The organism is Streptomyces solicavernae (genome assembly GCF_029968095.1).
GTDB lineage: Bacteria > Actinomycetota > Actinomycetes > Streptomycetales > Streptomycetaceae > Streptomyces > Streptomyces solicavernae.
This window is the reverse complement of record NZ_JASCIR010000017.1, coordinates 46,497-63,755: the sequence shown is the minus strand read 5'-3', so window position 1 is coordinate 63,755 and position 17,259 is coordinate 46,497. Positions and strand designations below refer to the sequence as shown.

The 17,259-nt window shown below is 69.4% G+C and carries 17 protein-coding genes; 7 read left to right on the top strand and 10 right to left on the bottom strand.

Features of this window, described 5'->3' with window-relative positions; translation table 11 throughout:
- The first annotated feature begins 61 nt into the window (after positions 1 to 61).
- The gene (locus tag QIS99_RS20045; protein ID WP_282514928.1) at positions 62 to 781 is read left to right on the top strand and encodes a FadR/GntR family transcriptional regulator; all 720 of its coding nucleotides are present in this window, start codon (positions 62 to 64) and stop codon (positions 779 to 781) included.
- 254 nt (positions 782 to 1,035) lie between these two features.
- Positions 1,036 to 2,520 (top strand): exo-alpha-sialidase, encoded by a 1,485-nt coding sequence (locus QIS99_RS20040; RefSeq protein WP_282514927.1) that lies wholly within the window; start codon positions 1,036 to 1,038, stop codon positions 2,518 to 2,520.
- A gap of 85 nt (positions 2,521 to 2,605) precedes the next feature.
- Here the strand turns inward: QIS99_RS20040 and QIS99_RS20035 are convergent, their stop codons facing one another.
- On the bottom strand, positions 2,606 to 3,835 hold the full coding sequence (locus QIS99_RS20035) for an FAD-dependent monooxygenase (protein WP_282514926.1): 1,230 nt from the start codon (positions 3,833 to 3,835) through the stop codon (positions 2,606 to 2,608).
- Between the two features lie 309 nt (positions 3,836 to 4,144).
- Here QIS99_RS20035 and QIS99_RS20030 point away from each other — a divergent pair, with 309 nt between their 5' ends.
- On the top strand, positions 4,145 to 5,491 hold the full coding sequence (locus QIS99_RS20030; RefSeq protein ID WP_282514925.1) for a glycoside hydrolase family 26 protein: 1,347 nt from the start codon (positions 4,145 to 4,147) through the stop codon (positions 5,489 to 5,491).
- Positions 5,492 to 5,512: 21 nt separating this feature from the next.
- Here QIS99_RS20030 and QIS99_RS20025 read toward each other — a convergent pair whose 3' ends face one another.
- The 8 genes from QIS99_RS20025 to QIS99_RS19990 form a co-directional block, all read right to left on the bottom strand.
- Complete coding sequence (locus tag QIS99_RS20025; RefSeq protein WP_282514924.1) at positions 5,513 to 6,682, bottom strand: GNAT family N-acetyltransferase; 1,170 nt, start codon at positions 6,680 to 6,682, stop codon at positions 5,513 to 5,515.
- Positions 6,679 to 7,362 carry a YveK family protein gene (locus tag QIS99_RS20020; protein ID WP_349017312.1) on the bottom strand — a complete coding sequence of 228 codons (684 nt, stop codon included), beginning with the start codon at positions 7,360 to 7,362 and terminating at the stop codon, positions 6,679 to 6,681. Before QIS99_RS20020 ends, QIS99_RS20025 begins: the two co-directional genes overlap by 4 nt.
- A 5-nt stretch (positions 7,363 to 7,367) precedes the next feature.
- Positions 7,368 to 8,483 carry a glycosyltransferase gene (locus QIS99_RS20015; protein ID WP_282514923.1) on the bottom strand — a complete coding sequence of 372 codons (1,116 nt, stop codon included), beginning with the start codon at positions 8,481 to 8,483 and terminating at the stop codon, positions 7,368 to 7,370.
- An 8-nt stretch (positions 8,484 to 8,491) separates the two neighbouring features.
- A complete protein-coding gene (locus QIS99_RS20010) occupies positions 8,492 to 9,265 on the bottom strand; it encodes a polysaccharide deacetylase family protein (protein WP_282514922.1) in 774 nt (257 codons plus the stop codon).
- Positions 9,255 to 10,907, bottom strand: a complete 1,653-nt coding sequence (locus tag QIS99_RS20005; protein ID WP_282514921.1) for a lipid II flippase MurJ — start codon at positions 10,905 to 10,907, stop codon at positions 9,255 to 9,257. The genes QIS99_RS20010 and QIS99_RS20005 overlap by 11 nt, the downstream gene beginning before the upstream one ends.
- Entirely contained in the window at positions 10,900 to 12,258 is a 1,359-nt protein-coding gene (locus tag QIS99_RS20000; RefSeq protein ID WP_282514920.1) for an O-antigen ligase family protein, read from the bottom strand. The genes QIS99_RS20005 and QIS99_RS20000 overlap by 8 nt, the downstream gene beginning before the upstream one ends.
- Positions 12,258 to 13,577 (bottom strand): exopolysaccharide biosynthesis polyprenyl glycosylphosphotransferase, encoded by a 1,320-nt coding sequence (locus QIS99_RS19995; RefSeq protein WP_282514919.1) that lies wholly within the window; start codon positions 13,575 to 13,577, stop codon positions 12,258 to 12,260. Before QIS99_RS19995 ends, QIS99_RS20000 begins: the two co-directional genes overlap by 1 nt.
- Before the next feature lie 173 nt (positions 13,578 to 13,750).
- A complete protein-coding gene (locus QIS99_RS19990) occupies positions 13,751 to 14,890 on the bottom strand; it encodes a glycosyltransferase (protein ID WP_282514998.1) in 1,140 nt (379 codons plus the stop codon).
- A 58-nt stretch (positions 14,891 to 14,948) separates the two neighbouring features.
- Here QIS99_RS19990 and QIS99_RS32200 point away from each other — a divergent pair, with 58 nt between their 5' ends.
- Positions 14,949 to 15,524 carry a tyrosinase family oxidase copper chaperone gene (locus QIS99_RS32200; RefSeq protein ID WP_349017313.1) on the top strand — a complete coding sequence of 192 codons (576 nt, stop codon included), beginning with the start codon at positions 14,949 to 14,951 and terminating at the stop codon, positions 15,522 to 15,524.
- Complete coding sequence (locus tag QIS99_RS19980; RefSeq protein WP_282514996.1) at positions 15,508 to 16,374, top strand: tyrosinase family protein; 867 nt, start codon at positions 15,508 to 15,510, stop codon at positions 16,372 to 16,374. The genes QIS99_RS32200 and QIS99_RS19980 overlap by 17 nt, the downstream gene beginning before the upstream one ends.
- A 66-nt stretch (positions 16,375 to 16,440) precedes the next feature.
- On the opposite strand, the gene QIS99_RS19975 is transcribed toward QIS99_RS19980, so the two are convergent.
- Complete coding sequence (locus tag QIS99_RS19975) at positions 16,441 to 16,716, bottom strand: chaplin (RefSeq protein ID WP_282514918.1); 276 nt, start codon at positions 16,714 to 16,716, stop codon at positions 16,441 to 16,443.
- A gap of 307 nt (positions 16,717 to 17,023) precedes the next feature.
- Here QIS99_RS19975 and QIS99_RS19970 point away from each other — a divergent pair, with 307 nt between their 5' ends.
- Together QIS99_RS19970 and kdpF are read left to right on the top strand one after the other, a co-directional pair.
- Positions 17,024 to 17,167: a hypothetical protein gene (locus QIS99_RS19970; RefSeq protein WP_282514917.1), complete on the top strand. Its 144-nt coding sequence runs from the start codon at positions 17,024 to 17,026 to the stop codon at positions 17,165 to 17,167.
- Positions 17,164 to 17,253 carry a K(+)-transporting ATPase subunit F gene (gene kdpF, locus QIS99_RS19965; RefSeq protein WP_282514916.1) on the top strand — a complete coding sequence of 30 codons (90 nt, stop codon included), beginning with the start codon at positions 17,164 to 17,166 and terminating at the stop codon, positions 17,251 to 17,253. The genes QIS99_RS19970 and kdpF overlap by 4 nt, the downstream gene beginning before the upstream one ends.
- Positions 17,254 to 17,259 lie beyond the last annotated feature (6 nt).

Here is a 17,259-nt window from a genome sequence, read left to right as displayed (position 1 = left end):
TGGTCCGACCAGAGGGAGGGGGCAAGAGGTGGCGGTGGGCCAGAAGGTGGTGAGTCCGGTAGTGCCGGAAGCCAAGTCGGCACGGCAGCCGCTGAGGCAGGAAGTCGTCGACGGCATCAAGTCGTACATTCTCCGGAACAAGCTCCGCCCCGGCGATCCACTGCCCACCGAGTCCGCCTTGTGCGAGGCGCTCGGTGCGAGCCGCTCCAGCGTGCGCGAGGCCATCAGGATCCTCACCGCGCTCGATATCGTCGAGGTGCGCCACGGGCACGGCACCTATGTGGGCCGCCTGAGCATGTCGGCCCTGGTCGAGAGCCTCACCTTCCGCGGGCTGCTCAGTCCCGACGACGACTTCCAGGTCATGGCCGATCTCATCGAGGTGCGTGAGCTCTTCGAGCGGGGCATGGCCGAGCGGCTCGTCGCAGCGCTCGACGCGGAGCAGATCGACCGGCTCCAGGGCCACGTCGACGTGATGCGCGAGGCGGGCGTGGGCAAGGGGAACGGCTTCGTCGACGCCGACCGGTCCTTTCACGCGCTGCTCGTGGCCCCGCTCGGCAACGACCTCATCGGACAGCTGTCCGCGGCGTTCTGGGACGTGTACGTCATCGTCGCCCCGCACCTCGACGTGTTCACGCACGAGCACGAGGCGGCGACCATCGCCCACCACCAGCGCATCGTGGACGCCGCGCGCGCCCGCGATGCCGTCGAGTTCGCCGCGGCTCTGAGCGAGCACTACGAACCGGTGCGCCGGCGGATCGCGGAGGCCCGAGCCCGCCACTGATCCGGCGATCCGGCCTGGCGGCGCACACCCCGATGGGGGTGTGCGCCGCTTCGTCGTATCGGGTCCGCGGTCAGTGCCGCCCCGAACTGCGCCATGCTGCCCGGCACTTGACGAGTGCTGCGGAGAACCTTAAGGTCCCGGAAACAGCAGACATCAGACGTCTGTCATTGTGTTGATCACTGCCGCACTCCATGTCTCCGTGCTGCGCCGCGCGACGCACTCCTCACCCCCCATCGAGAAGAGGTTTTCCGTCCATGCAGCGAAGAGTCACCCTGGCCACCCTCGCCGCGGCGCTCGCCGTAGTGGCCGCCACGACGACCAGTGCCAACGGCGCCACGACGACCAGTGCCAACGGCGCCACGACCGGAACACTCACCTCGCAGGACCTGGCGACCGCGGGCACCGGTTCGCCGTACTACCGCATCCCCGCGCTGACCAGGACCACCAAGGGCACCCTGCTCGCCGCCTACGACGCCCGCCCCACGCTCAGCGATCTGCCCGGCAACCTGGGCATAGTGCTGCGCCGCAGCACTGACGGCGGCGCGACCTGGCAGGCGCAGCAGACCATCCGCAAGGACGCGGCCCCCAAGGGCTACGGCGATCCGAGCCTGCTCGTGGACCGCGAGACCGGACGCGTCTTCGTCTTCTACGCTGCGTCCGTGAACCAGGGCTTCCTCGGCTCGGCCACCGGCAACGACGAGTCCGACCCGGACATCCTGCAGGCCGACTACAGCTATTCCGACGACGACGGCCTCACCTGGAAGCACGAGCGGATCACCGCCGACATCAAGAACCCCGCCTGGGGAGGCATGTTCGCGGCCTCCGGCGAGGGCATTCAACTGCGGCACGGCCCCTACAAGGGACGCCTGATCCAGCAGTACGTGATCCGCAACAACGGCGCCAACTACGCGGTCAGCGCCTATAGCGACGACCACGGCAAGACCTGGAAGATGGGCGAGCCGGTCGGCCCCGGCGGCGACGAGAACAAGACCGTCGAACTCTCCGACGGACGGGTCATGCTCAACAACCGCTCGGCCCCCTACCGGACGGTGGCGTACTCCGACGACGGCGGCGTCACCTACACCCCGTTCCAGCAGGACACCGAGCTGCCCGACCCCGCCAACAACGGATCCATCACCCGCTTCGCCCCGGGCGTGAGCGCCTCCCACCCGCGCGCGCAGTGGCTGATGTTCAGCAACACCGCGACCACCGGCAGCCGGAGCAACCTCACCGTCCGCCTGTCCTGCGACAACGGCAAGAACTGGCCCGTACGCAAGACCGTCGAGGCCGGATCGGCCGCGTACTCGACTCTTACGCCCCTGAGCGACGGCACTTCGGCAAACCCGCGGATGGGGCTGCTGTGGGAGCGCGACAACTACCAGCACATCACGTACTCCTCCTTCGACCTGCGGTGGCTCGGCGGCGTCTGCGCGCCCGTCACCGTCACTCCGCCCGCGGGCCTGAAGGCCGGCTCAACCACCGAGATCGACGTTCGCGTCGTCAGCCAGAACGACGTGGCCCTGCCCGCAGGATCGGTGAAGCTGAAGCTGCCTCAGGGCTACAGCGCCCCGAACGTGCCCGTTCCCGCGCTGGGGCCCGGCCAGGGCGCGACCGTGAAGGTGCCCGTCACGGTGCCCGCGTCCGCCACCGCCGGCACCGTCAAGGTCACAGCGGACTATCAGACACGAGGCTCGCAACACGCCTACGGCGACGCCTCATTGACCATCACCACCCCGTGACGCCGACGGGACAGCCCGCCCGACGTGCGACCCGCCCCGCCCCTTACCAGCCACGCAGGGGCAAGCCGGTTCAGACGTCACCCGATCAACTCGTCGATGTCCGGGCGTTGCTGCTGCGTTGCACAGTCCTGCCGATACGTGGCCCCAGCCAGCGCTTGAAGCTGCGCAGGACACTCACCCGGCTCGCAGCACGATCGAGGCGGTAGTAGAGGCCAGGGGGTACGTACGGCAGGAGGGGCGAGTGGCGCTGGCCCAGGAGAGCGAACATCTGGTCCGGCGGGAGCCGCAGGTAGCGTGGCAGGCTCTCGTACCACTGGGCGCTGTGGCGAGCCGCGCTCTGGACCGGCAGAAGCGCGTGTTTGCGCTGCTTCTCGTACTGTGCGAGCGCTGTGGCGAGCCCCTGTTCGGGGACGGTTCGCAGCTGCTCGGCCAGGACCACTGCGTCCTGCAGCGCCAGGGCTGTTCCGGCGCCGATGGAGAAGTGGGTGCTGTGGGCCGCGTCCCCGAGCAGGACGACGTTGTTGTGTGACCAGGTCCGATTGGTGACGGTCCGGAAGGCCTGCCAGTTCTGGCCGTCGCGAATCCGGTCTTCTCGGCTGATCAGCGGATGGCCGTCGAGGAGCGTGGCGAAGTGCTGTTCGAGGAACCGCAGACAGTCCTCCTGCCCCATTGTGTCCAGGCCGAGTCCGCGCCAGGTCGAGGGCGAGCACTCGATGACACAGGTGCTCTGTGTGGGACTGAACCCATAGGCGTAGCACCAGAGCCACCCATGGGCGGTGTGTACGAAGGCGAAACTGAACGTGGTGAACACCTTGGTGGTGCCCAGCCACAGAAACCGGTTCTTGCCGCTGGTGATGTGGGTTCCGAAGTGCTGCGCGTCCTTCGAGCGAAGTCTGCTGTGCATGCCGTCCGCGGCGACGATCAGTTCGGCGTCGGGCAGGGGCGTGCCCTCATGGATGTCGTGGCCGAACTCCGTTCGTACGCCGAGCTCTTGAGCGCGCTGAGCCAGGATGTGGAGCAACTGGTGGCGTCCGATGGCGTATCCGGCGTCGCCGGCCTGCGTGGTCGTCCGACCGCCCACCTGGGCCATGCCGTCCCGCCAGCGCATGGAGTGCCTGCGGATGCCCCTGGCTGAGATGGGGTCGTGTGCCTCCAGGAGGGCCAGAGTGTCGGACCAGTATGTGACGCCCCAGCCGTACGTTGTTCCTTTCTGGTTGCGCTCAAGCACCGTGACCTCGTGTGCGGGGTTGTCGAGCTTGACCAGAATGCAGAGGTACAGGGCCGCGGGCCCTCCGCCAACGCAAGTGATTTTCACTGCTGGTTGTCCTCATTCGGCTTCGTCGGTGTTTCTGCGGTGGCCGGTGTGGCGGGGCCTTTCCGGCAGGGGCTTTCGGGCAGGGCTTTTCCGGCGGGGTCTTACGGCGGGGTCTTACGGCGGGGCATTTTCCGGCGGGGCCTTTCCTTCTTCAGTATCGCCGTTCACCTGCCGGTCGGGCCGTTGCTCCGCTCGGCAGTCCTGGCGGGGCTCTCGAATGGGCCCTGCGGAGATGCCGAATCCCTCGGCGCGGTGGAACGTCCTATTACTGATAGTGATGACAGTAGGGACGGCCCAGTGGAAGCACCATTGCACCCTCGCCGCAGCGTGCAGGGAACATGTCTCGTGACGGCGGCACTGTTGACCACGGGAGTGCTGGTGCACGCCTCGGCTGCCGAGGCCTACAGCCCACCGGGAACCGTTCAAGCACGCCCCGAACCCCCGGTGCGTGCCATGGGCGCCTACCTCGACTACGGGCCTGCCGGTGTGAAGCGCATGCAGCAACTGGCGCGCTGGCTGGGAGGATCGCCGCTGCGCGTCGGGCACACCTATCTGCCCGGAGATCTGTGGTCCAACATCGAAGGACAGCCTGGCTTTCTCCAGTCCTGGGCAGAGTGGAAGCGCAGTGCGCCCAACCGCATGTTCGTCCTCAACGTCCCCATGCTGGAACGCAACGAGGCTCAAGTTCCCGACGAGGAAGTCCGCCGGCTGTTGCGTACGGGCGCGCAGGGCGGATTCGATCACCACTATCGGAAACTGGCTCAACGGCTGATCGGTCTGGGCGTGCCGGACACGGTGATCGTGCTCGGCTGGGAGATGAACGGCACCACCTACACCCACCGCTGCGGCCCTGATCCCGAGGCATGGAAGGCGTACTGGAAACGCATCGTCACAGCCATGAGATCGGTCCCGGGGCAGCGCTTCAAGTTTGACTTCACCCCCAACCGTGGCCCTGACGCCGTGCCCTGGCCCCGGTGTTACCCGGGAGACTCGTTCGTCGACATCATCGGCATGGACTCCTACGACCAGCCGCCGGGCGAGTCCTTCGAGGACCAGGTGCGCGGACCCTACGGCCTGCAACACCAGGTGGATTTCGCCAAGGCGCACGGCAAGGCCATCTCGTATCCCGAATGGGGCCTGTTCAGGAACGGGGACAATCCCGAGTACATGCGAGGAATGCTCGACTGGTTCGACCGGCACAAGCCGCTGTACCAGACCATCACCGACTATTGCCCGCATGGTGTGTGGCAGTGCGACGACAATCCGGAATCGTCGAAGGTCTTCCGCTCCCGCCTCTTCGGTCTCGGCCAACCCGAAACCCCGGACAAGCCGACCCCGACCCCGACCCCGACCCCGTCCAACGCCACGCGGCCGCCCGCGACACCGCCCCCCTCGCGGACCCCTGAGCCCACGACGCCCTCGCGCCCGACGCCGACCGACCCGCCCACCACACCGGACCCGCCCACCACACCGAAGCCGAGCACGGCTCCCGAGCCCACCTGGCCTCCCAAGCCCTCGGACCTCAACTCCGACGACTGGTGCGTTCCGCCCCGCGCCGCGGAATGGATCAAGAAGTTGACCGGGAACCAGGATGTCTGCGTCCGACACGGTTCGGAAAAGCCCTGGTTCTGGACGCTGCCCGACTGGCCCTTCTGATGGCTGGCCGAACTAGCCGAACTAGCCGAACCGACCCGGACGCAGGGCCTTGAGCCGCGACCGGTAGGTGGCAACGGCCGGTGCGTGCCGCCGTGCGGCACGCACCAGCCTGCGGCGCCCGTCGAGCTGCGCGCGATACAGCTCAAGGAGGGCGGACCGTCCCGCCGGAGCGAGCAACAGCCGCTGGTTGACGACCCGCTCGGGCTTCCAGTGATGCTTGTACGGTTCGTCCCCGCGCAGCAGGCTGATGACCGTACGGTCCCCGAGCACCGCCCGCTCCGCGTCCTGGCGCAACAGCAGCGTGGCCACGTCGATCCTGCGGCTGCGCAGCTCGGGATGAGCGCCGTAGAGGTAGCCGCCCGACACGTTCCGGTCCTGCAGGGTCAGGTTGGCGGCGATCGTTCTGCCGTCCATCTCGTACAGGGTCAGGGCGGCGTTGCCCGTGAGGATCATGCCCTGCACCGCATGCCGCAGGTGGCGGGCGAAGCGAGGGCTGAGGTGTTCCGGCGTCACGGCGCGGCCCTGCCACTGCAGGGCGTGCAGCCGCAGCAGCGTGTCGATGGCCCCGGCGACCTCGTCAGGGCCGCTGACCTGCCGTGCCTCGATCCCCGCAGCATCGATCTTGCGCAGCTTGGCCCGCACACGCTGTGCGCGGCCGGCGGCGAGACGGCCCACCAGCCCGTCCATCGGCACCGCCGGGAGCTCCAGGCAGACCGAGTCGTCCCTGCGGTGACGTGGGCCCGACCAGCGTGCGAACAGATCCTGTGCCGCCGCGTGCGGACGGACCTCGCGGAGGTCGACGACGTGGTGCCATGCCGCCCGCCGCAGCCCACGGGCCAGCGCGGACAGGGCCACGGCTCGATCCTCGTCGTCGACGAGGATGTCGGCGTAATCGGAGACGGCGCCGCCCAACGGCACGAGGACCGGCAGGGGCCGGTGCCTGAGCATCAGCGGAGCCGCACCGATGAGCTCCCCACCCCGCCTGACCAGCAGGACGCGCAGCCTCCCCGGCTTGCCGTACGTACGCCACCAGGAACACAGCCAGGCGTGGCTCTGGAACGGTGTGGCCGTACCGCACCGTTGATGCAACCGGGTCCAGGCAGCGTCGAGAGCGGCGAACTGCTCGCTGTCCCGGCACAACGACACGGTCACCGTCGGGTTCTGGCGTTGCGTTACGAGGGACTCGGTCATGACGGCTGCATCTCCGGCTTCTCCTGCTGCTCCTCGGCGCGCGCGGGTGTGGGCGACGGCACGACCGCCGTGTCGGACGAGCGGCCCGGGCGTGACTTCACCAGCAGGATCAGGCCCCCCACAAGCCCGCCCGCACTCGTACCGACCGCTGCGCTCAGTGGCAGAGACGGAGAGACCGGGTCGGGAGCCTTGACCGCCTGGGAGAACCGGACCAGTTTCACACCGGTGTTGTCGCTCTGGTCGTTGGCGTTCAGGCGCAGCGCGTCGGCGACGGCGTTGGCGATGTCGGCTGCCTCGCCCGGCTTGCCGGCCGTACCCGTGACGCCGATCATCGGTGACTCCGGCGATGTCTCGGTCTGCACACGAGCCGGCAGTTGACGCGCCGGAACCCCGGCGTTGGCCTGGGCGTAGGCGAGTGTGCTCGTGCTGGTGGCCAGACGCCCGTAGGCCTGGGCGAAGCCCAGGGCGGCAGCCGGGTCGGAGCCCTTCTCCGCCACAGCGATCAGATACGTCGTGGACGCGTACTCCGGGGCGGCGAGCGCCCCGTATGCGGACCCGGCCGCGAGTCCGAGCGCCGCGCACGCGGGCAGCGGCCACCAGAACGGCACAGTCGGTGTGGTGTCGAGCAGCCGTCGCTGTGCGGCCTTGAAGAACGACGGAGTGCGGAAGCGGAAGGGCACAGTGGTCAGCTCCTGGAAGACGTGCGGCGAAGGATGGCGTCGTAGATGTGCATGAGGCGGTCCGCGCTGTGCGAGATGTCGTAGTGCCCGACCGCGGCCGGGGGCGGAATCCGCCTGGTGCCGGCCCGGCCGTACCGGGTCAACTCCCGTGCCAGGAGTGTGGGATGACTGCTGACCCGTACCGCCCCCGTGGTGTGCTCGGCAGGCAGGTCCTCCAGGGCGGGGCATGCGGTGTGCAGCACCGGCAGCCCGGCCGCGAGTGCTTCGACGACGGCGAGTCCGAAAGCCTCCTCACGTGAGGTGGAGACGAACACGTCCATGGCGGCCAGGAGACCTGGGATGTTCAGCACTCGACCGTCGAGACCGCATGCGCCCGGCAGGTGCACCCGGTCGGTGATCCCGAGCTCAAGTGCCAGGCGTTCCAGGCTCTGCCGCTCCGGTCCGTCGCCGACGAGCAGGAGGTGGGCGCCGGGTGTCTCGGCCATGGCCCGCAGCAGCAGTTCGAACCGTTTGCCCGGGACCAGCCGTCCGACCGCGCCGACGACGAACGTGTCCGGCGCGATGGCCAGCCGTGCGCGTGTCTGCCGGCGCCGGTCCTCGCAGTAGCGGAACTGTGCGGCGTCGATGCCGTTCGGAACGACGTGGATGCGCCGGTCGGGCACTCCCCACTTGCGCAGCCGCATGGCGACCGTTTCCGACACGGCGACGGTGCCGTGGCCCAGGCGCTCGGTGAGCAGGTACAGCGCGCGGTTGCCGCGGCTGAGTGGCCGGCCCTCGATGTGGTGCCGGCCGAGGGAGTGCTCCGTGGCGATGGCCGGAACCCCGGCCAGGCGGGCAGCCGAACGGCCGTACACGCAGGCCCGGTAGAGGTGCGTGTGGACGAGGTCGTAGTTGCCCCTGGCGATGATCCGGGCGAGTTTCGGCACCGCACGCAGGTCTCGGTTGCCGCGCATGCCCAGGTGCGTGACCTGCACACCGTCGTCTCGCAGTTGACCGGCCACCGGCCCGGGGTTGGTGAGGGCGACGACATCGCTGCGCGCGGGCAGATGCCGCAGCAGCAGGCGCAGTTGCTGCTCCGCTCCGCCGATGCCGAGTCCGGTGATGACGTGGAGGGTTTTCATGGCGTCGCCTACTGATCGGAGGGAGTGGGCCGGATCGTGCTGAAACACCGGGGGGCTTGGTGCATCAGGTGCTTGATGTGGAGCCGCCAGGCGCGGTCGGCCTGGCTGATGTGGACCCGCGGGAGGGCGAGGAGTCCGAGCAGCGGACCAGGGCTGATCGCGCACGCGTACTGGTAGCCGGCCTCCCGCGCGGCTCGTACGGTCTGCTCGTCGAGTCGTCCGTACGGATAGCAGAAGCCGCGCAACGGCTGGTTCGTCACGCGGGTCAGCACGTCGCGGCTCTCCGAGACCTCGCTGCGCAGATCAGCGGGCGGGAGACGGGTGAGATCCCGGTGCCGCAAACCATGCGAACCGACCTCCATGCCGGCCCCGACGACCGCACGGACCCCATCGGCGCACAGCAGTCGCTTACGCGGCCCCAGTGGATCCCAGGCGTTGACCCCGTCGAGCCGTGAGGCAAGCACGAACACCGTGGCGGTGAAACCGTGGTGCCGCAGCACGGGCAGCGCGTGCGCGACGAAGTCGGCGTAGCCGTCGTCGAAGGTGAGCCCCACCATGTTGTGCCCCCTCCCGGCCGCGTGGGCGCGCAGCAGCTCCGCCACCCCGACGCCTCTGAGCCCGCGCCGCCGCAGCCAGCCCATCTGCTGCTCAAGGCGGGCCGGTTCGACGGTGATGCCGTACGGGTCGCAGGTGGCGTCGTCGACGGAGTGGTACATCCAGATCCACGGCGCCGGTGACCGCAGAGGCGTGGCTGCGGGGGCGGCCCCCGTCTCAACGGGCATGACGGACCTTCCTACGGAGCCAGTCGATCAGGTCGAGGATCTCCGGCACCCGCAGGGCGGCACCAGATGCGAGGAAGAGCGCGGGTACCAGCAGGCACCCCACGCACAGACTGAGGAAGGCGTGGGGCACGAGAGGGCCCACCAGCAAGCCGGCGGCCGCGCTGATGGCCGCCAGGGCCGCCGGCCTGGCCAGCGCGATGGCCGTGGTGCTCAGACGGATGGGCACCACCCGCGGTCCCAGGCCGCCGAGGAGCAGTGCGGCCGCGACGCTGATGCCCAGGGCATTCGCGGCGGCGATGCCGTACGCCCCCCACACGTGAACGCCCAGCGCGCCGGCCACCGTGCTCGTGGACAGGCCCGCCACCATCGCCGCCAGCGGATACCAGGTGGGGCGCCGGGTGGAGAAGTACGGGCGGCACAGCGCACCGACCAGACACTGTCCCAGCAACCCCAAGGCGTAGACCCGCATCACCCCGGCGGTGACAGCGGCGTCGGCGGAATCGAACGCGCCGCGCTGGAAGAGCACTTCGACGATCTGCGGCGCGTAGCCGATCACGAAGGCCGATCCGACCAGCACGACGAGGGCCGCACCGATCAGGTCGCGTTCGATGCGGTGCCGGACCCGCTCGGAGTCCCCGTCGGCCATCGCCTGGGCGACCACGGGAAAGGTGACGGTGCAGATCATCAGCGACAGCACCATCGGGATCTGCGCGACCTTCTGCGCGTAGTTGAGGTGCGAGATGGCGCCGGCCGGCAACCCCGCCGCCAGGAAACGCTCGACGACCACCTGGAGCTGGCGGCTCACCGTGAACAGCACGATGGGGGCGAGGGCCGCCAGAGTCAGCGCCGCCGGGTGCGCGACGGCGCCGTGCCCGGCACGAGGAGCGGGGATGCGGACGCTCGCGGCACGGTGGTAGAGGAACGAGGGCAACTGCACCAGAACCATCAGGCAGCTGCCGAGGGCGACCCCGGCCGCCGCGGCGCGGATCCCCCACGCGTCGTGCAGGAGCAGCATCGTGCCGATGATGCCGACGTTGTAGGCCACATAGATGGTGGCGGGAGCGGCGAAGCTGCGGTGTGCCCGCAGTGCGGCACTGAAGTATCCGGTCAGTCCGAAGGCGAGCAGCGTGACAGCCGTCAGACGCGTGCAGGCCACAGCGACGTCCGGCCTGCTCAGTCCTGGCGCCAACAGCTGGACGGCCAGGGGCGCGGCCGCCACGAGCAGTGCGGCACAACCGGTCAGGACGAGGACGAGCCGCGGCAGCGTGTAGCCGACCAACGCCCGTACGGGATCGGGGTCCTGGGTGGGGCGGGCGGCCCGCCGCGCGAGTGCGTGACTGAAGGCGGGCACCAGGACCAGGGCCATCCCGTCCTCGATCAGCAGCGTCGAGGCCATCTCCGGCACCGTCCAGGCGACGAGGAAGGCGTCACTGTCCTCGCCGGCTCCGAAGAGGTGCGCGATGTACTGGTCCCGGACCAGACCCAGGACCGCCCCGGCGATCGTCAGCGCGGCGGTGAGCGCGGCGGCACGGGCGAGGACTCGGCCCAGCCGGTCGGGCCCGGCCGGAACAGGGGGCGTGGGCGCCGGAAGGTCGAGCGGCGTCCCGGGCAGCGGTCCGCCGCCGCATACGGCCTTACCCATGGCGGCCGGCGCCTTCGGGCGCGGCCAGAGCCCACCAGGCGCACAGACCGAAGACGATGCCGGTCAGCGCGGTGGAAGGGCCGCCGATGTCCGCGTACAGAAAGTCGATCAGCTGCCATACGAGCAGGCCGACCGCGACAAGCCCGCAGTCGGCTCCCTGCCCGCAGCCGCGGAACGTGGCCCGCCAGGTCCGGCGCAACGCCAGTACCAGCAGGGCCAGCCAACTGCCGACGAGGCCCACCACCCCCAGCAGCCCCTGCTCGCTGAGGACGAGCAGGTACATGTTGTGCGGCGACAGCAGCGGCTGGCGGTGAAAGTCCCGCCCCGCGCCGGCGGTGTCACTGCCCGCGGACAGCGACAGCCCGGCATGCGCGTCACGGTGCGCGGCGAACCCCTTGAGCCCGACACCCGTGACGGGGTGCTCCTGCCACATGCCGGCGGCCGCCGACCACATGGTGTACCGGTCCGTGACGGACTGGTCGGGGGAGTCGGTGACCTGCGTGATGCTGCTCAGCCGTTCGTTCAGCAGAGCGGAGCCGACTCCGAAGCCGCCGATCAGCACCACCAGAGCGGCCGCCGCCCCGGCCAGGATCTGCAGCAGCCGACGCAGGCCCGCGAAAGAGATCAGAACCAGCAGCGTCAGCACCGTCGCGATCCAGGCACCGCGACTGAACGACACCACCAGCGGAACAGTCAGCAGACAGCCGGTCACCAGCAATCCGGGGAGCCACCAGGCCGGGCGGGGCACTGGCGGCTTGAGCGCCAGGGCCACCGCCACCACCGCCCCGAGCGCTACGACCGTCGCCATCCCCATGACGTCGGTGGCCCCGAAGGTCCCGACGGCCCGGATGTCCTGTCCCATGTACGAGGCGCCGGTGCCGCTGGCGTACTGATGCAGCCCGATGCCGCCTTCAACGGCTGCGAGCAGGACCAGACTTGCCGCCACGACACGGAATGCCTGCTGGTCACGGACCAGCAGAACCACGCTTGCCGGGATCAGCACGAAGATCTGCAGATAGCGTGCAAGGCCGGGGAGAGCCGCCCATGGATCCGACGCCGTCACGCACGCCACGGCCAGTGCCACCGTAGGCGCGGCGAACACCAGGACAGCGACCGGTGACAGCGGCCGGGTGCGGCCCCGCAGAACCTGCACGGAGCAGAAGCCGACCAGCAGCGCGGTGCCCACGTCGGCCGGTGTGACGTCGACGGTGGTGGCATCCCCGCCCGTGTACGGAACCGCCAACAGCAGGACCGGCGCCGTGAGCAGGACCAGGGTGAGAGCCCCGACGGTCCGACGCGCGCCGGGCGGAGCCGATGCCCGCAGCGGATGATTCAGTACGAGGTCAGCCATCAGCCGCCCCTCACACGGAGCAGCGAAACCACGGTGCGCAGCACGACACACATGTCCTGCCACAACGTCCACGTCGTGATGTAACGGTTGTCGAAGCGGACCCGGTCCGCGATGGAGGTGTCCCCTCGCAACCCGTTGACCTGGGCAAGCCCTGTGATGCCGACCGGCATGCGGTGCCGGGCCGCGTACCCCGGATGCTCCTTGGTGAACTTCGCTACGAAGTAGGGCCGTTCAGGCCGGGGCCCGACGAGGCTCATGTCCCCACGCAGCACATTCCACAGCTGAGGCAGCTCGTCCAGAGAGCTGCGGCGCAGAAAGCCGCCCACCCGGCTCAGCCGGGCGTCACCGGCGATGTTCCACCGTGTCTCGGACTCGGTGGCATCGGCGGGCCGCAAGGTGCGGAACTTCACCAACGTGAACGGCCGTCCGTCCTGGCCGATCCGCACCTGACGGAACAGCACGCCGGGTCCGTCGCTGCACCGTACCGCCAGTGCGCACGCCAACACCACCGGGGAGAGCACCACCAGCGCAACCCCGGACAGCAGGGCGTCGACGGCCCGCTTGGCACGCATGGACGGACGACGTGACGCACCAAAGCGCAGCATCTGGGCCGGATATCCGTACAGGTGATCCGGCACGGAACGCGTGGCGACCAGGTGATGGTCCTCCTCACCGGAGTCGATGACCCAGACCTTCTGCCCGTACCTGTCGAAGAGCCGCATCAAGTCAGGGGCCACCCATGGGGGAGAGCCGCCGGAGCTCGCCAGGACGACGTGCTCCACCCCGTTCTGGATGAGCGCCCGCGCCACGGCGTCACGGTCCCCCAGAACCGGCAGCGCGGGTTCCTTGCCGCCCGTTGCGGGAGGCGGGATGCGGCTGGTCGTGGAGAGTCCGACCGGACGAAGCCCCAACTGCGGCTGCTGCTGCAGTACCTGGACCAACTGGTATGCGTCGGTGCTGCGCCCGATCACGAGGGTCGGATGCGGTCGTCGCCTGCGCCGTACCCGCCTCACCTGGTGACAAGCACCCCGTACGGAGACCAGGACCAGCAACTGCACGCCCACCGCCACGGTCAGGTGGGCGAGGGACAACGCGTACCCGAGATCCCATGCCGCGAGCAGCGCCGCCGCCATCCCCCAGACGAACAGAGTGCAGGACACAAGCGCCGGGACCTCGGCCAGTGCCGAAGAGCTCAGCCGCACCTGGTAGAGGCCCCTGCTCAGATGCAGCTTGCTCTGCGCCAAGGCCAACAGGGCGGCCAGAGGCAGCGCTTGCTCGATCTGGTGCACCGCTGCGCCGGCGCACACCACCGCACTCATATCGCCGATCCACAGGGGAAGAGCGAACCGGCCGCGCCGCCGCGCCCCCGGCACCAGCGGGCGGCCCGGCCGCCCCTCGGTTCGGGAAGCACCAGGACCGGCGTGTGCCGCCGCGTCGTCCGTGATGTCGCGCGCTGACCGGGCGGGCGCCGGCAGAGCAGCGCTCTCCGATGTCATACGGGCTGCCGCTCACGTGCGGCGGGCGCCGGCGGAGTCACGCGCCGATACACGTCCATGACCGCCTGTGCGGCGCGGCGCACATCGAAGGACTCCTGAGCGTGACTGAACACCTGGCGGCCCATCGCCACCCGAAGCGGCGCGTCCGCGAGCAGCGTGGCCACCGACCGTGCCAGCGCCCGCGGATCCTCCGGTGGTACCAGAGCCACGTCGCGGTGGCCCGTCGGCAGACTCTCCCGAGCCCCGTTCACATCGGTCACCACCACCGGCAGCGCCGTGGCCATGGCCTCCAGCGGAGCCAGCGCCATCCCCTCCCAGCGCGAGGGAAGAACCAGCAGATCGGCCCGGTGCAGCCAAGGAAGGACATCGGCGACGCCACCGACGAACTCGACCCGCGCCGGTGCCGTGGCCTCCCACCGCGAGCGCAACGGCCCGTCACCGACCAGCGCCAGACGTGCATCGGGCACGGCCCCGAGGACCTCGGGCCAGGCCCGGAGCAGAACGTCCTGGCCCTTCTGGCGGCACAGCCGGCCCACACAGACCACCAACGGCGGCCGACGGCGCTCCCCGCTCCCCGGTGCCGGGCCGAACCGCGACAGGTCGACACCGTTCGGGATCACGTCCCAGCGCGCCGCGATCCCCGCCGCCTGCCCCTCGTTCCGCTCCGCTGCGCTGACGCACACGATGCGGTCGCACCAGCGGGCGGCGAAGCGCTCCCAACGGAGCGTCGCGGCGGCCATGGTTCCCTCGACGGCGGAGAAGGACCACGCATGGGGCTGGAACACGGTCGGAACCCGGCCGCGCAGGGCCAGACGCGCCGCCACACCCGCCTTGGCGCTGTGCGCGTGCACGACGTCGGGCCGGCAGGTCTGCACCATCCGGGCCACCGCACGCACCTCGGACGCCAGTCGCGGGCCCGGGGAGCGTGTGGCCCGCCACGGCAGGACGTGCGCTCCGGCGGCACGCAAGTCACCCGCCGAGGAGAGCCCGGGATGACACGCGACGACAGCGTCCATCCCGGCCTGGAGTTGCTCGCGAACGAGGTCGGCGACAACGCGTGGTACCCCTCCACCCTCCGGCTGCAGGATGTGAAAAGCCTTGAATTTGTGGCCTGTTGCCGCGAACTCGCTCTGCACGTTCGGCCTTCTTCCGCAGGGCTGAACATAATTTGTGACCAGCACGGAGCGAAACCATATGGAAAGCCGTCGACCAGATCGGGATACGTGGTGTGAGGCCACTCATAAACACCTGAATGGTGGCTCGCGCGTGCGGAATATTCACCCGCACGGTTGCCCTGCGCCTTCGGTGTTTCCCCGGCCGTCTGACGTAGGTTCCTTCTCCATGCCCGGCGAGGCACTTCGCACCATCGGAGGCCAACCACCGCACAGGAGTTCACTCGTGACCGCTTCTCGCCGCGTCATCATGCGCTCCCTCCTCACTCTGCCCGCCACTTTCACGGCTGCCTGCACAGCCGCTCCACACGACTCGGCATCCGGCGGCGCGTTCGCCGAGGTGTACAGAGGGCGCTGGATCCAGGGAATCGCTCAAGCGCAGGGGCCGCCCCGGCTCTTCATCGACCATCGCCCCCTGCACCTCATGCGCTGTGCCGACGGGGGCTACGTCACCCCGCTCGACCACTACCAGTCCTCGCCGACGCCACTGGAGGCTGCCCGTACGGCAGTTGACGCGCTGGGCACCGCTCAGCTCAGCCGGTGGGCCGCGGTGCACGGCGGTGGCGGGGAAAGGGGCGCACATGGTGTACACGCGTAAGGACGTCGGTGATCTCAGCAAGGCCGAGCGCCGCAGGTTCATCAACGCCGTGCTGGAGCTCAAACGGTCCGGTGAATACGATGAATTCGTCCGTGTGCACATCGACTATTACGTGGCAGATGGCGAGGACCGACTCAGGCTCGCGCACATGGCGCCGAGCTTCCTGCCCTGGCACCGGAAGTTCCTCCTTGAGTTCGAACGAGCCCTGCGCGCAATCGACTCGTCCGTCACCGTCCCGTACTGGGACTGGACCAGAGACCGCACCGCGGACTCGACGCTCTGGAGGGACGACTTCATGGGCGGCACCGGACGCCGCGGCGATCGGCGCGTCATGAGCGGCCCGTTCGCCCACGCGGAAGGACGGTGGCGGGTCCGGTACGCCATGACGGACGGCGATTTCCTCACCCGAAACCTCGGCCGTCCCGACGACCCGCTCTCACTGCCCACCAGGCGCCAGGTCGATCGCGTGATGCGGCAGACGGTCTATGACGTGGCGCCCTGGAACTCGACGAGCCGGTCCGGCTTCCGCAACCGGTTGGAGGGGTGGGGCGCGGGGGAGGGAGACGATCGCTTCCTGATCCACAACCGCGTGCACCGCTGGGTCGGTGGGCACATGCTCGGGGGAGCCTCGGTCAACGACCCGGTCTTCTGGCTCAACCACTCGTACGTCGACCTGCTCTGGTCACGTTGGCAACGGCACCATCCGCGCGCCGGCTACCTGCCGAGCACTCCACCCCCGCCGGGCGATCCCCAGCATGAACGGGTCGCCGCGCGCGAGCAGCCCATGGGCCCGTGGGGCGTGACCCCGGCGCAGATGCTCAGCCATGCGCGGATCTACCGTTACCGGTAGGCCGTTGCCCAGACACGGAGCGTCCCCCGGCCCATCAGCGGGCCGGGGGACGCTCCGAGCTGGAACTCAGGCACCGTAGCCCTTGTGGTGCCCGTTCTTGTCACTCTCGTTCACGCAGGTGTTGCCGAAGGCCGGGTTCAGCAGACCGATGACGTTGACGGTGTTGCCGCACACGTTGACGGGCACGTGGACCGGCACCTGAACGACGTTGCCCGAACCAACACCGGGCGACCCGGCGGCAGCGCCATGGGCGTCCGAGTCGGCCACAGCCATGCCGGCTCCGCTCAGTGCAACGGCTCCCGTTCCAGCGAGCACTGCAACGGCTTTAACGATGCGGGACATCAGATTCTCCTTGGACGTGAAGTGGCCGACAGAAGACGGCCATCACCTCCTGCAACGGCGTAACGGCCACTTGGACACGCAAGTTGCCCCACATGGGCGGCGTCGAGGCCGGCCCCTGTCCGCAGCTCTGCCCACCGCATGGCACTCCGTGGTGTCGGACCCGCGTGCAGCGTGCCGTCATCACCGCGCCACCCCAGCACGGCGGCGGGTCGTATGAGGCTCGTCAAGAGCGGGTGCGGGGTCGTATGGGAGCCGTCAACGGGGGTCGTCCGCCCCTGTTGGAGGGGGTTTCCTCTTCTCGACGGAGTTGCTCGACAGGGCAACCACTCGTCCTTCCCTTCCCTTCCCTTCACCTCAGGAGTTCGCGATGGCCGACGTGGCCTTCGTCGTCACCACGGTCGCGGTGTTCGCGCTGGTGGCCCTTGTCGCCAAGGGGGTGGCAAAGCTGTGAACGCCGAAACCGCCGTCGGCCTGATCGTGGCCGTGTCCCTCCTCGGCTACCTCGTGCTCGCCCTCATCGATCCGGAGAGGTTCTGAAGCCGG

Bases quoted from the DNA above. Each gene is read 5' to 3' on its own strand.
- QIS99_RS20010 (WP_282514922.1), bottom strand. From the start codon at position 9,265: ATGCCCGTTGAGACGGGGGCCGCCCCCGCAGCCACGCCTCTGCGGTCA.
- QIS99_RS20005 (WP_282514921.1), bottom strand. From the start codon at position 10,907: ATGGGTAAGGCCGTATGCGGCGGCGGACCGCTGCCCGGGACGCCGCTC.
- QIS99_RS20040 (WP_282514927.1), top strand. From the start codon at position 1,036: ATGCAGCGAAGAGTCACCCTGGCCACCCTCGCCGCGGCGCTCGCCGTA.
- QIS99_RS19980 (WP_282514996.1), top strand. From the start codon at position 15,508: ATGGTGTACACGCGTAAGGACGTCGGTGATCTCAGCAAGGCCGAGCGC.
- QIS99_RS20000 (WP_282514920.1), bottom strand. From the start codon at position 12,258: ATGGCTGACCTCGTACTGAATCATCCGCTGCGGGCATCGGCTCCGCCC.
- QIS99_RS20025 (WP_282514924.1), bottom strand. From the start codon at position 6,682: ATGACCGAGTCCCTCGTAACGCAACGCCAGAACCCGACGGTGACCGTG.
- QIS99_RS32200 (WP_349017313.1), top strand. From the start codon at position 14,949: ATGGAAAGCCGTCGACCAGATCGGGATACGTGGTGTGAGGCCACTCAT.
- QIS99_RS19995 (WP_282514919.1), bottom strand. From the start codon at position 13,577: ATGAGTGCGGTGGTGTGCGCCGGCGCAGCGGTGCACCAGATCGAGCAA.
- QIS99_RS19975 (WP_282514918.1), bottom strand. From the start codon at position 16,716: ATGTCCCGCATCGTTAAAGCCGTTGCAGTGCTCGCTGGAACGGGAGCC.
- QIS99_RS20015 (WP_282514923.1), bottom strand. From the start codon at position 8,483: ATGAAAACCCTCCACGTCATCACCGGACTCGGCATCGGCGGAGCGGAG.